General features: G+C 63.0%; 11 protein-coding genes. 8 read left to right on the top strand and 3 right to left on the bottom strand.

The window, feature by feature from the left end:
* Positions 1-38 precede the first annotated feature (38 nt).
* From LOY42_RS24465 to LOY42_RS24475, 3 genes are read right to left on the bottom strand one after another with little or no spacing between them, the layout of a single operon-like run.
* Positions 39-803: a TerB family tellurite resistance protein gene (locus LOY42_RS24465; protein ID WP_258599575.1), complete on the bottom strand. Its 765-nt coding sequence runs from the start codon at positions 801-803 to the stop codon at positions 39-41.
* Between the two features lies 1 nt (position 804).
* Positions 805-1476, bottom strand: coding sequence for an N-acetylmuramate alpha-1-phosphate uridylyltransferase MurU (gene murU, locus LOY42_RS24470; RefSeq protein WP_110697484.1), 672 nt, complete (start codon positions 1474-1476; stop codon positions 805-807).
* Positions 1473-2492, bottom strand: coding sequence for an aminoglycoside phosphotransferase family protein (locus LOY42_RS24475; protein ID WP_139668061.1), 1020 nt, complete (start codon positions 2490-2492; stop codon positions 1473-1475). Before LOY42_RS24475 ends, murU begins: the two co-directional genes overlap by 4 nt.
* Positions 2493-2624: 132 nt before the next feature.
* Here LOY42_RS24475 and LOY42_RS24480 point away from each other — a divergent pair, with 132 nt between their 5' ends.
* The 8 genes from LOY42_RS24480 to LOY42_RS24515 all read left to right on the top strand — a co-directional run bounded on the left by LOY42_RS24480 (position 2625) and on the right by LOY42_RS24515 (position 12455).
* Complete coding sequence (locus tag LOY42_RS24480) at positions 2625-5459, top strand: LPS-assembly protein LptD (RefSeq protein WP_258599576.1); 2835 nt, start codon at positions 2625-2627, stop codon at positions 5457-5459.
* Positions 5440-6759, top strand: a complete 1320-nt coding sequence (locus LOY42_RS24485) for a peptidylprolyl isomerase (RefSeq protein ID WP_258599577.1) — start codon at positions 5440-5442, stop codon at positions 6757-6759. The genes LOY42_RS24480 and LOY42_RS24485 overlap by 20 nt, the downstream gene beginning before the upstream one ends.
* Positions 6756-7745, top strand: a complete 990-nt coding sequence (gene pdxA / locus LOY42_RS24490) for a 4-hydroxythreonine-4-phosphate dehydrogenase PdxA (protein ID WP_198753807.1) — start codon at positions 6756-6758, stop codon at positions 7743-7745. Before LOY42_RS24485 ends, pdxA begins: the two co-directional genes overlap by 4 nt.
* Entirely contained in the window at positions 7742-8542 is an 801-nt protein-coding gene (gene rsmA / locus LOY42_RS24495) for a 16S rRNA (adenine(1518)-N(6)/adenine(1519)-N(6))-dimethyltransferase RsmA (protein WP_046857378.1), read from the top strand. The genes pdxA and rsmA overlap by 4 nt, the downstream gene beginning before the upstream one ends.
* A 127-nt stretch (positions 8543-8669) precedes the next feature.
* Positions 8670-9050 (top strand): Co2+/Mg2+ efflux protein ApaG, encoded by a 381-nt coding sequence (apaG, locus tag LOY42_RS24500; RefSeq protein ID WP_046857379.1) that lies wholly within the window; start codon positions 8670-8672, stop codon positions 9048-9050.
* A complete protein-coding gene (locus tag LOY42_RS24505; RefSeq protein ID WP_258599578.1) occupies positions 9050-9907 on the top strand; it encodes a symmetrical bis(5'-nucleosyl)-tetraphosphatase in 858 nt (285 codons plus the stop codon). The genes apaG and LOY42_RS24505 overlap by 1 nt, the downstream gene beginning before the upstream one ends.
* A 13-nt stretch (positions 9908-9920) precedes the next feature.
* Positions 9921-10250 carry a thiosulfate sulfurtransferase GlpE gene (gene glpE / locus LOY42_RS24510; RefSeq protein ID WP_046857381.1) on the top strand — a complete coding sequence of 110 codons (330 nt, stop codon included), beginning with the start codon at positions 9921-9923 and terminating at the stop codon, positions 10248-10250.
* A 282-nt stretch (positions 10251-10532) separates the two neighbouring features.
* Complete coding sequence (locus tag LOY42_RS24515; protein WP_023629260.1) at positions 10533-12455, top strand: PrkA family serine protein kinase; 1923 nt, start codon at positions 10533-10535, stop codon at positions 12453-12455.
* Positions 12456-12562: the final 107 nt, after the last annotated feature.

Genomic DNA, 12562 nt, shown 5'->3' on the forward strand with positions numbered 1-12562 from the left:
GCCCGCCTCGGCAGGAGCGGGCTTGCCAGCCGGTGTACCTACAGCCCCCGCCGCTTGCGGATCATGGCATAGGCCTGATGCAACTCACGGGTAAGCTCGGTCGCCTCGCGCACCTTCGCTTCGCTGGCGCCACTGCCCACCAGCTTGTCCGGATGGTGCCGGCTGAGCAGGCGCCGATAGGCCTGTTTGACCTTGTCGGCCTCGGTGTCCGGCTCTACCCCCAGCAATCTCAGCGCCGCCGCATAGGTCATGACGCCGCCTTCGATCGAAGAACGTCGCGGCTCATAATCTAGCGACAAGGCCTGCACCTGGTTGCGACTGAGCCCCAACTGCTGCCCCCAGCCGAGCAACAGGTCACGCTCCTGGCGCCCGGCCTTGCCGTCGGCCCAGACCATGCGCCAACAGGCACGCAAGGTGCCTTCGGCGCCGTGGGGCTGCATCTTTATGCGGCGCAGGTAGTGCCCCAGGCGCTCCTTGCCCGACTTGCCCCGGTTGAACGCGGCTATCGCACGCATCCGCGCTGGCTCCGCCAGGTCCAGCCGGGTCATTTCCTGCCGCGCCTGCTGGATATGCCCTTCACCTACCCGGCCATCGCTCTTGGCCAGCCGCCCGAGCAGAACGAACAACAACTCTTCGTCACGCAGTGCCGGGCGCCCGCCCAGGCGCTCGCGCACGTCCTCCCAACCCTGCAGCCGCAGGCGCCGATCCATGGCCTGGCCCAGCAACGCCCCCAGCAACGCACCTGGGATGCTGGCCACGGCGAAACCGGCACCGGCACCAATCACTGTGCTCGGCCACCACATATCAGGCACGCTCCCCGATCAGGCGCTCGACATCGGCCAGACGCTCGAGGGTGCCGACATCGATCCAGTGCCCGCCATAGTGCTCGCCGCTCACCCGCCCTTCGGCCATGGCGCTGCGCAACAGGGGAGCCAATTTGAATGCACCGGGCTGGCAACCTGCGAACAGCGCCGGGTCCAGCACCGAGATACCACTGAAAGTCAGCGTTCCCGGGGCGTCATCGCCATCGCTCACCTGCCCGTCCGCCAGGCGGAAGTCGCCACGGCCGTGGTGGCCGGGGTTGTCCACCAGCACCAGATGCGCCAGGCCGTGCAACGGCGCATTCAGGCCGGCGAAGTCGTAGTCGGTCCAGACATCGCCGTTGACCAGGATGAACGGCGCATCACCCAGCAGCGACAGCGCCTTGAAGATCCCACCACCGGTCTCCAGCGGCTCGCCCTCCGGCGAATAGCTGATCACCAGGCCGAAGCGGCTGCCATCGCCCAGGTGATCCTCGATCTGCTGGCCAAGCCACGCATGGTTGATGACCACCTCGCGTATACCGGCACGGGCCAGCGCCTCGAGGTGGTACTCGATCAACGGCTTGCCGGCGGCTCGCACCAGCGGCTTGGGCGTGTGCAGGGTCAGCGGGCGCATGCGCTCGCCCTTGCCTGCCGCCAGGATCATCGCCTTCATGAACGCGCCCCGGCATGCAGTTCGGCAATCAGCTGGCCCAGCTCGGCCAACTCAGGCCGGCGGCTAATCACTTCATCTATATAAGCAAAGAACCGCGGCACGTCGGCCAGGTAGCGTGGCTTGCCGTCGCGGTGGCAGATGCGCGCGAAGATACCGATCACCTTGAGGTGGCGTTGCACCCCCATCAGGTCGCTGGCTCGCTGGAAGGTATCGAAGTCCGCCTGTACCGGAATCCCGGCGGCCTGCGCCTTGTGCCAGTAATCACGCAACCAGCCCTCGACGCGGGCCTGGGGCCAGCTGAGGAAGGCGTCCTTGAACAGGCAGGTGATGTCGTAGGTTACCGGGCCGTAGACCGCGTCCTGGAAATCCAGCACGCCTGGATTGGGCGCGCTGTGCATCAGGTTGCGCGGCATGTAGTCGCGGTGCACCAGCACCTTGGGCTGGCCCAGGGCACTGTCGATCAGCAGCTGGCTGAGCCGCTGCCAGGTGGCCTGCTGCGCGTCGCTGAAGTTCAGGCCAAGCTCGCGGCCCACATACCACTCGGGGAACAGCTCGACCTCACGGCGCAGCAGGGCGACATCGTAGCTGGGCAGTGGCGCATCCATCGGCAAGCGCTGGAACGCCAGCAGCGCATCGATGGCGTCGGCGAACAGGGCATCGGCATTGCCCTGATCAATGATGTCCAGGTATGTCTGGCGACCCAGATCCCCCAGCAGCAGGAAACCGCGCTCCAGGTCCTGGGCGTGGATAACCGGCACGTGCACGCCCGCCGTGGCCAGCAAATGGTCGATGTCGACGAACGGGCGGCAGTTCTCCTGGGGCGGCGGCGCATCCATGATCACGAAGCTGTGCCCGGCGCCCTCCCAGCGGAAGTAGCGGCGGAAACTCGCATCGCTGCTGGCGGCGGTCAGGCTGCCGGCGGGCACTTCGCCCCAGGCATTGGTACGGAAGAGGTTCTCCAGCTGCCCGGCAAGCCAGGCGGTCAGTTGTTGCAGGCGTACATCGTGATCGGGCATTACAAGGGTTCTCCGACGGCCCTAGCCGTCAAGCGGGTCATGCTTTATTATCCAGCATCTTTTTCAGACCATCGAGAGGCGTGCGGCCCCCACACGCGGGCAGATGGCACGCAGGAAGCCCGGACTAATAAGATGGCATTGAAATCCCCCGCGTTTCGTAGAAAGTTTCCGTTGCTCGTGACTGGCGGTTTGCTGGCCCTGCAACCCCTGGCCACGTCGTACGTGGTGGCGGCCGAGCAGTTCGACTGCCAAGTGTCCGCTTCCGGTGGCTGGGACTGCAAGCCCAAGACCGCTGCCAACTTGCCTCCGCGCCCGGTACACCCGGGCGCTGCCGCGGCCAGCACGGGTGCCGAGGCACCCGGCGAAGTCGCCGCGACCGAGGCCGACAAGCCGATGCTGGTCACCGAGGCCAAGGGCCGCGGCCTGAAGTCGCGCAGCGAAGACTACAGCCATCTGGACTGGGTCCCGCGCGAGAAGCTCACTGCCGCGCAGCTGGCCGAGACCGGCCCGTACTGCGGCGGCGCCTACATCGAGCCGACCCGCCCGGGCATGAACGACTCCACGCCCAAGGACGAGTCGCCGACCTACATCAACGCCAAGGTCTCCAAGTACCAGCAGGAGCAGCAGATCGCCACCCTCGCCGGTGACGTGGTCATGCGCCAGGGCAGCATGCAGGCCGAGGCCGACGAAGCCAACCTGTACCAGGCCGAAAACCGCGGCGAGCTCAAAGGCAACGTCAAGATCCGCGACAACGGCTCGCTGGTGGTTGGCGACGAGGCGCAGATCCAGCTCGATACCGGCGAGGCCCGGGTCGACAACGCCGAATACGTGATGCACAAGTCGCACATCCGCGGCAACGCGCTGTACGCCAAACGTGCGGAAAACGCCATCATCCGCCTCAAGGACGGTACCTATACCACCTGTGAGCCGGGCAGCAACGCGTGGCAGCTCAAGGGCAACAACATCACCCTGAACCCGGCAACCGGCTTCGGCACGGGCACCAACGTGACGCTGCGGGTCAAGGATTTCCCGGTGTTCTACACACCGTACATCTACTTCCCGATCGACGATCGTCGCCAGTCCGGCTTCCTGCCGCCGTCGTTCAGCTCCAGCAGCGACACCGGCTTCATGCTGGTCACGCCGTATTACTTCAACCTGGCGCCTAACTACGATGCCACGTTGTACCCGCGCTACATGGCCAAGCGCGGCATGTTGATGGAAGGCGAGTTCCGCTACCTGACCAAGTCCAGCGAAGGGCAGTTTGGTGGTGCGTACCTGAGCGACCAGGACGACGATCGCAAGTTGCAGACGGACTACAAGAAAGAACGCTGGATGATCAACTGGCAGCACAAGGGTGGCCTGGACGAGCGTTTGATGGGTGAGGTGGACTACACCGACATCAGTGATCCGTTCTATTTCCAGGATCTGGAGTCTGACCAAATTGGCGTAGAGCGCCGCGACTTCATCAACCAGCAGGGTGCATTGAACTACCGCGGTGACAACTATACAGCGCGGCTGAACCTGCATGCCTACGAGATGGCCACCATCTCGCAGATCACCCCCTATGACAAGCTGCCGCAGATCACTGTGAACGGCTTGTTGCCGTACCATCCGGCAGGTTTCGATTTTGGTTACGAAACTGAAGCCGTACGCTTCGATCGCGACCTGAAGAACGATCTGGTGTTTGACAAAGACGGCAAACCGGACGACTCGCTCGGTTTCGTTCGGGATGCCAACGGCAATATTCTCGGCGGGCGCCGTATCGATGAAAGTGTTTCCGGCATCGCCCGCGCCAACGGTACGCGCCTGAATGCAGCACCTGCAATCAGCCTGCCGATGGAGGCGAGCTATGGCTACATCAAGCCGAAGCTCAAGTACGTCTACACTCACTACGACCTCGACCTCGACAGCCAGGGCAAGGCCCAGGCCATTGCACAGTCTTCCCTTCCTGGGTATGGCAGTTACAGCAGCAACATCAACCGCGACATTCCGATCTTCAGTGTCGACAGCGGCCTCTACTTTGATCGCAGCACAGAATTGTTCGGCACGCATTACCGCCAGACTCTTGAGCCACGGCTGTTCTACCTCTATGTCCCGTACAAGGACCAGAAGGACACCCCAATCTTCGACTCCGGCGAAACGCTCTTCAATTATTCGTCGCTGTTCCGCGACAACCGCTTCAGCAGCGTTGACCGTATTGGCGACGAGAACAAGCTTTCCCTCGGAATAACCAACCGCTGGATAGAAGACAACGGCTTCCAGCGTCAGCGATTCAGCATTGGTCAGGCCGTCTACTTCAAGAACCGCAAGGTGCAACTGCCCGGCATCGACTACCGCACCCGAGAGGACAGTAAGTCGGATGTCTCGCCGTACGCGCTGGAGTACGAATACGCGTTCAACCGCGACTGGCGCTTCAACTCGGACTTCAACTGGGATCCGGATAGCCGCAGCACTCGGTCGGGTAGTGCGATGTTCCACTACCAGCCAGAGGATAACCCTAACAAGATCGTCAACCTCGGTTATCGCTACAGGAACGACTTGATCACCTACGACTCCCTGACCGGTACCTGGAAAGTGGGCGGTGGTGATTATGGGACCCCAGGGAATCCGAACTACATCAAGGATTACTACAAGATCCAACAGCACGACTTCTCGGTCATCTGGCCGATCGTGCCGCAGTGGAGCGTCATTGCTCGCTGGCAGCATGACTACAACCGCAACCGCACCCTGGAGGCGATGGGCGGCTTCGAGTACGACAACTGCTGCTGGAAGCTTCGCCTGATCAACCGCTACTGGATGGACTACGACGATTACAGCCAGGCAGTACCGCAAAACGAAAAGGGTGACCACGGCATCTTCCTGCAGATCGTGCTCAAAGGGCTCGGCGGTGTAGTCGGCACCAAAGTCGAATCGTTCCTGGACAAAGGCATTCAAGGTTACCGTACCCGTGAAGAGCAAGCTTATTGATCGTCTGCGCCCGCTGATGCTGGGCGCCGCAATGCTGAGTGGCGCGGTGCATGCCGCGGTACAACCCATCGACCGCATCGTGGCCACCGTCGACAACGACGTGGTCATGCAGAGCCAGCTGGACCAGCGCGTTCGCGAAGTGCAGCAGACCATCGCCAAGCGTGGCGGTGGCGTGCCGCCCACCAGTGCGCTGGAACAGCAAGTGCTGGAACGCCTGATCGTCGAAAACCTGCAACTTCAGATCGGCGAGCGCTCTGGCATCCGCATCACCGACGAAGAGCTGAACCAGGCCGTCGGCACCATTGCCCAGCGCAATGGCATGTCGCTGGAGCAGTTCCGCGCCGCCCTGGCCCATGACGGCCTGTCGTACGACGATGCCCGCGAGCAGATCAAACGCGAGATGATCATCAGCCGTGTGCGCCAGCGCCGCGTGGCCGAGCGTATCCAGGTGTCCGAGCAGGAAGTGAAGAACTTCCTCAACTCGGACCTGGGCAAGATGCAGATGTCAGAAGAGTACCGCCTGGCCAACATCCTCATCCCGACCCCGGAAGGTGCCAACTCGGAGGCCATCCAGGCCGCCGCGCGCCAGGTAGGCGATATCTACCAACAGCTCAAGCAAGGCGCGGACTTCGGCCAGATGGCCATCGCTCGCTCGCGCAGTGAAAATGCCCTGGAGGGCGGTGAGATGGGCTGGCGCCAGGCAGGCCAGCTGCCACCAGACTTCGCCAAGATGCTCAGCAGCATGGCGGTTGGCGATATCACCCAGCCGATCCGCATCCCCACCGGCTTCATCATCCTCAAGCTGGAAGAGAAGCGCGGCGGGAGCCAGAGCGTGCTGCGCGACGAAGTGCACGTACGCCACATCCTGATCAAACCGAGCGAAATCCGCAGCGAAGCCGCCACCGAGCAACTGGCCGAGCGCCTGTACGACCGGATCCAGAACGGTGAAAACTTCGCCGAGCTGGCGAAGAGCTTCTCGGAAGACCCGGGCTCGGCGCTCAACGGCGGCGATCTCAACTGGGTAGACCCGAACAGCCTGGTACCTGAGTTCCGCGAACAAATGGCCAACGCCGAGCAAGGCGTGGTGACCAAGCCCTTCAAAACCCAGTACGGCTGGCATGTGCTGGAAGTGCTAGGCCGCCGCGCCACCGACAGCACCGAACAGGCGCGCGAGCAGCAGGCCATGAACGTCCTGCGCAACCGCAAGTACGACGAAGAACTGCAGAACTGGCTGCGCCAGATCCGCGACGAAGCCTACGTTGAAATCAAGCTGCCTGGCGCCGACCAGGTCACCCAGTGAAACCCCTGCGCTTCGCCGTCACCCCCGGCGAGCCAGCCGGCATCGGTCCCGACCTGTGCCTGCTGCTCGCCGCCGAGGTCCAGCCCCACCCCCTGATCGCCATCACCAGCCGTGACCTGCTCGCCGAGCGGGCCACGCAGCTGGGCCTGGACGTCAAGCTGATCACGGTTGAGCCGACCGCCTGGCCGGAGCAACCCGCTCCCGCCGGCAGCCTGTATGTCTGGGATACCGCCCTGGCCCACCCGGTGACAGCCGGGCAGTTGGACAAGGCAAACGCCGCATTCGTCCTGGAAACCCTGACCCGCGCCGGGCAAGGCTGCCTGGACGGGCACTTCGCCGGAATGATCACCGCGCCGGTGCACAAGGGCGTGATCAACGAAAGCGGTATCGCCTTCTCCGGGCATACCGAATTCCTCGCTGACCTCACCCACACCACGCAAGTGGTAATGATGCTGGCCACCCACGGGCTGCGCGTGGCACTGGTGACCACCCACCTGCCCCTGCGGGACATCGCCGAGGCCATCACCGGCGACCGCCTGGAGCGCGTCACCCGCATCCTGCATGCGGACATGCGCGACAAGTTCGGCATTGCCAACCCACGCATCCTGGTCTGTGGGCTCAACCCGCATGCCGGAGAAGGCGGCCACCTGGGCCGCGAAGAAATCGACATCATCGAGCCGGCGCTGCAGCGCCTGCGTGCCGAAGGCATGGACCTGCGCGGCCCGCTGCCGGCCGATACCCTGTTTACCCCCAAATATCTGGAGCACTGCGACGCGGTGCTGGCGATGTACCACGACCAAGGCCTGCCCGTACTCAAGTACAAGGGCTTCGGCGCCGCGGTCAACGTGACGCTGGGCCTGCCGATCATCCGCACATCGGTCGACCACGGCACCGCCCTGGACCTGGCCGGCACCGGCCGGATCGACACCGGCAGCCTGCGCGTCGCCCTGCAAACCGCCTACCAGATGGCCGAGAACCGACCATGACCGAGCAATATCAACACCGGGCGCGCAAGCGCTTCGGCCAGAACTTCCTGCATGACGCCGGAATCATCGACCGTATCCTGCGGGCGATCAACGCCAAGGCCGGCGAACACCTGCTGGAGATCGGCCCGGGCCAGGGTGCCCTGACCGAGGGCCTGCTGGGTAGCGGCGCACAGCTGGATGTGGTCGAGCTGGACAAGGACCTGGTGCCGATCCTGCAACACAAGTTCGCCGGGCGCGACAACTTCCGCCTGCACCAGGGCGATGCCCTGAAGTTCGACTTCAACCAGTTGGGCGTGCCTGAGCGCAGCCTCAAGGTAGTGGGCAACCTCCCCTACAACATCTCCACGCCACTGATCTTCCACCTCCTGGCCCATGCCAACCTGATCCGCGACATGCATTTCATGCTGCAGAAGGAAGTGGTCGAACGCATGGCCGCAGGCCCTGGCGGCGGCGACTGGGGCCGCCTGTCGATCATGGTGCAGTACCACTGCCGCGTGGAGCACCTGTTCAACGTCGGCCCGGGTGCCTTCAACCCGCCACCCAAGGTGGACTCGGCGATCGTGCGCCTGGTGCCCCACGAAGTGCTGCCCTACCCGGCCAAGAACCCCAAGCTGCTGGAGCACGTGGTGCGCGAAGCCTTCAACCAGCGCCGCAAGACCCTGCGCAACACGCTCAAGGGCGTGCTCGACAGCCAGGCCATCGAGGCCGCTGGCGTGGATGGCAGCCTGCGCCCCGAGCAGCTCGACCTGGCCGCCTTCGTGCGCCTGGCCGACAAGCTGGCCGAACAGCAGGCCTGACCGGGCCAGCGCAGGACAAGCCCGTCCCACCGTGGGAATGGGCTTGTTTGCGCTCAGGCATGACTGGCCTCCACCCCCGCCAATGGCCTAGACTGCGTTATTGCGTCAGTTCGCCCAAGGCCCTTGCATGTCCGACCCCCGCTACCAGATCGACGTCAGCGTCGTGACCCGCTACCTCAAAGAACAATCCGACCCCGAAAGCAGCCGTTTCGCCTTCGCCTACACCATCACGGTGCAGAACAATGGCACGGTCAAGGCCAAGCTGATGTCCCGCCACTGGCTGATCACCAACGGTGACGGCGAAGTCGAGGAAGTGCGCGGTGCCGGTGTGATCGGCCAACAGCCGCTGATCGAGCCAGGCCAGAGCCACACCTACAGCAGCGGCGCCGTGATCAGCACCCGTGTCGGCACCATGCAGGGCAGCTATCAGATGTTCGCCGAAGACGGCAAACGCTTCGATGCCCAGATCGCCCCGTTTCGCCTGGCCGTACCCGGGGCGCTGCACTGATGGCCACCTATGCCGTCGGAGACCTGCAAGGCTGCCTGCAACCACTGAAGTGCCTGCTTGATCGTGTGCGCTTTGACCCGGCCGTCGATCGCCTGTGGCTGGTGGGCGACCTGGTCAACCGCGGCCCCGAGTCCCTCGAGACCTTGCGCTATCTCTACTCGATCCGCCATGCGCTGGTCTGCGTGCTGGGCAACCATGACCTGCACCTGCTGGCCGCCTGGCACAACGTCGAGCGCCTGAAGAAAAGCGACACCCTGCGCGAAGTCATCGAAGCCCCGGACGCCGATCAGCTGTTCGACTGGCTCCGCCAGCAGAAACTGCTGCACTACGACGAAGCCCGCGGCATCGCCATGGCCCATGCCGGTATCCCGCCGCAATGGACCCTGGGCAAAGCACTGGAGCTGGCGACGGAGGTCGAGGAAGTGCTGCGCGACGACAGTCGCCTGAAACTGTATCTGGACGGTATGTACGGCAACGAGCCGAACAAGTGGAGCAAGGACCTGGCCGGCGTCGAACGCCTGCGAGTGATCACCAACTACTTCACCCGCATGCGTTTCTGCACCGCCACTGGCAAGCTCGACCTCAAGAGCAAGGAAGGCGCCGACAGCGCGCCCAAAGGCTATAAACCATGGTTCGCTCACCCGGACCGCCGCTCGCGCCATGTGAAGATCATCTTCGGTCACTGGGCCGCCCTCGAAGGCCGGGTCGACGCCCCCGGTGTGATTGCCCTGGATACCGGCTGTGTCTGGGGGGGCGCGATGACCCTGTACAATGTCGACAGCGGCGAATTCCACCGCTGCGACTGCACCCGCGAAGGCACCCCTCGCCCGCCGGCATCACCCAACGATCAGCCATGAAGGAACCGCACCCATGAGCGAATTCAAGCGTATCTCCCCAGAACAAGCCCTCGCCCTGCGTGCCGAAGGTGCGATCGTTGTCGATATCCGCGACCCACAGGCGTTCGCCGCCGGCCATATCGCCGGCGCCACTCATCTGGATAATCACTCGGTAGCCGACTTCATCCGCAGCGCCGACCTGGACGCGCCTACACTGGTAGTCTGCTACCACGGCAATTCCAGCCAGAGTGCCGCCGCCTACCTGGTCGGCCAGGGCTTCTCCAACGTCTACAGCATCGATGGTGGCTTCGAACTGTGGCGTAACACCTACCCGGCGGAAACCGCCCAGGGCAGCGCCGAATAATTTTTTCATTTTTCCTGCAGCCCGCGCTTGGCGCGGGCTAGCGCCCGACCTGACGAACGGTCGTAGGCGTCTTCTCCGCTCCCCGCCCTTGACCTCTCGTATAACCAACTATCCTTAAGCCCAGGCCATCCAAAAAAGGGGAGAGCCGGTACACCGGCGTGCGGGTCATCGGTAGCGTTACAGGGTGTTCTGGGGGGTATACAGCAACCGGCAAAACCGGTTGCATGCCAGCATCGGCTGACTGATCCGGCGTCGTCTCCACGTATCGAGCGAGGTGACGTCATGAGCATTTTTAGCCACTTCCAACAACGTTTCGAGTCCACCCGCCAGGAAGAACTTTCGCTGCAGGAGTACCTCGAGCTGTGCAAAGAGGATCGCAGCGCCTATGCCTCGGCGGCCGAGCGGCTGTTGCTGGCCATCGGTGAACCAGAGCTGATCGACACCTCAAGCAACTCCCGGCTATCGCGGATCTTCTCCAACAAGGTGATCCGCCGCTATCCGGCCTTTGCCGATTTCCATGGCATGGAAGAGTGCATCGACCAGATCGTCTCCTACTTCCGCCACGCCGCCCAGGGCCTGGAAGAGAAGAAGCAGATCCTCTACCTGCTGGGTCCGGTGGGCGGCGGCAAGTCGTCGCTGGCCGAAAAACTCAAGCAGCTGATGGAAAAGGTGCCGTTCTACGCCATCAAGGGCTCGCCGGTCTTCGAATCGCCACTCGGGCTGTTCAACGCCACCGAGGACGGTGCGATCCTGGAGGAAGAATTCGGCATTTCGCGCCGCTATCTCAATACCATCATGTCGCCCTGGGCCACCAAGCGCCTGCAGGAGTTCGGCGGCGACATCAGCAAGTTCCGGGTGGTCAAGCTCTACCCGTCGATCCTCAACCAGATCGCCATCGCCAAGACCGAGCCGGGTGACGAGAACAACCAGGATATCTCGGCCCTGGTGGGCAAGGTGGATATTCGCAAGCTCGAGGAGTTTCCACAGAACGACGCCGATGCCTACAGCTACTCGGGCGCGCTGTGCCGGGCCAACCAGGGCCTGATGGAATTCGTCGAGATGTTCAAGGCGCCGATCAAGGTGCTGCACCCGCTGCTCACCGCTACCCAGGAAGGCAACTACAACAGTACCGAAGGCCTGGGGGCGATCCCCTACACCGGTATCCTGTTGGCCCACTCCAACGAATCGGAATGGCACACCTTCCGCAACAACAAGAACAACGAAGCGTTCATCGACCGTATCTACATCGTCAAGGTGCCGTACTGCCTGCGCGTCAGCGACGAGATCAAGATCTACGACAAGCTGCTGATCAACAGCTCGCTGGCCAAGGCTCATTGCGCCCCCGACACACTGAAGATGCTCGCCCAGTTCACCGTGCTTTCACGTCTCAAGGAGCCGGAGAATTCCAACATCTACTCGAAGATGCGCGTCTACGACGGCGAGAACCTCAAGGACACCGACCCGAAGGCCAAGTCGATCCAGGAGTACCGCGACTCCGCGGGCGTCGACGAGGGCATGAACGGCCTGTCGACCCGCTTCGCCTTCAAGATCCTCTCCAAGGTATTCAACTTCGATCCGCATGAGATTGCCGCCAACCCGGTGCACCTGCTGTACGTGCTGGAACAGCAGATCGAGCAGGAGCAGTTCCCTGCCGAAGTACGCGAGCGCTACCTGCGCTACCTCAAGGAGTACCTGGCGCCGCGCTACATCGAGTTCATCGGCAAGGAAATCCAGACCGCTTACCTGGAGTCCTACAGCGAGTACGGCCAGAACATCTTCGACCGTTACGTGCTGTATGCCGACTTCTGGATCCAGGACCAGGAATACCGCGACCCGGAGACTGGCGAGATCCTCAACCGCATCGCCCTCAACGAGGAGCTGGAGAAGATCGAGAAGCCGGCCGGCATCAGCAATCCGAAGGACTTCCGCAACGAGATCGTCAACTTCGTGCTACGCGCCCGCGCCAACAACAATGGCAAGAACCCCAGCTGGCTCAGCTACGAGAAGCTGCGGGTGGTGATCGAGAAGAAAATGTTCTCCAACACCGAAGACCTGCTGCCGGTCATCAGCTTCAACGCCAAGGCCAGCAAGGAAGACCAGCAGAAGCACAACGATTTCGTCACCCGGATGGTGGAGCGTGGCTACACCGACAAACAGGTACGCCTGCTGTCGGAATGGTACCTGCGGGTCAGGAAATCGCAGTAAAAGCGGCACGCCCCGGGCGCTTGGCGGGGTGCCCCGGCACACCGCTGGCCCGTGGCGGCAGCAACTGCTTTTACTTGCAGCTCGTAGCTTGAAGCTTGCAGCTGTAC

Source organism: Pseudomonas sp. B21-023, assembly GCF_024749165.1.
Lineage (GTDB): Bacteria > Pseudomonadota > Gammaproteobacteria > Pseudomonadales > Pseudomonadaceae > Aquipseudomonas.

What these genes read in the sequence shown, in the direction of transcription:
- LOY42_RS24505 (WP_258599578.1), top strand. Translation starts at nt 9,050, where the DNA reads ATGGCCACCTATGCCGTCGGAGACCTGCAAGGCTGCCTGCAACCACTG.
- murU (WP_110697484.1), bottom strand. Translation starts at nt 1,476, where the DNA reads ATGAAGGCGATGATCCTGGCGGCAGGCAAGGGCGAGCGCATGCGCCCG.
- LOY42_RS24475 (WP_139668061.1), bottom strand. Translation starts at nt 2,492, where the DNA reads ATGCCCGATCACGATGTACGCCTGCAACAACTGACCGCCTGGCTTGCC.
- LOY42_RS24465 (WP_258599575.1), bottom strand. Translation starts at nt 803, where the DNA reads ATGTGGTGGCCGAGCACAGTGATTGGTGCCGGTGCCGGTTTCGCCGTG.
- glpE (WP_046857381.1), top strand. Translation starts at nt 9,921, where the DNA reads ATGAGCGAATTCAAGCGTATCTCCCCAGAACAAGCCCTCGCCCTGCGT.
- LOY42_RS24480 (WP_258599576.1), top strand. Translation starts at nt 2,625, where the DNA reads ATGGCATTGAAATCCCCCGCGTTTCGTAGAAAGTTTCCGTTGCTCGTG.
- rsmA (WP_046857378.1), top strand. Translation starts at nt 7,742, where the DNA reads ATGACCGAGCAATATCAACACCGGGCGCGCAAGCGCTTCGGCCAGAAC.
- LOY42_RS24515 (WP_023629260.1), top strand. Translation starts at nt 10,533, where the DNA reads ATGAGCATTTTTAGCCACTTCCAACAACGTTTCGAGTCCACCCGCCAG.
- apaG (WP_046857379.1), top strand. Translation starts at nt 8,670, where the DNA reads ATGTCCGACCCCCGCTACCAGATCGACGTCAGCGTCGTGACCCGCTAC.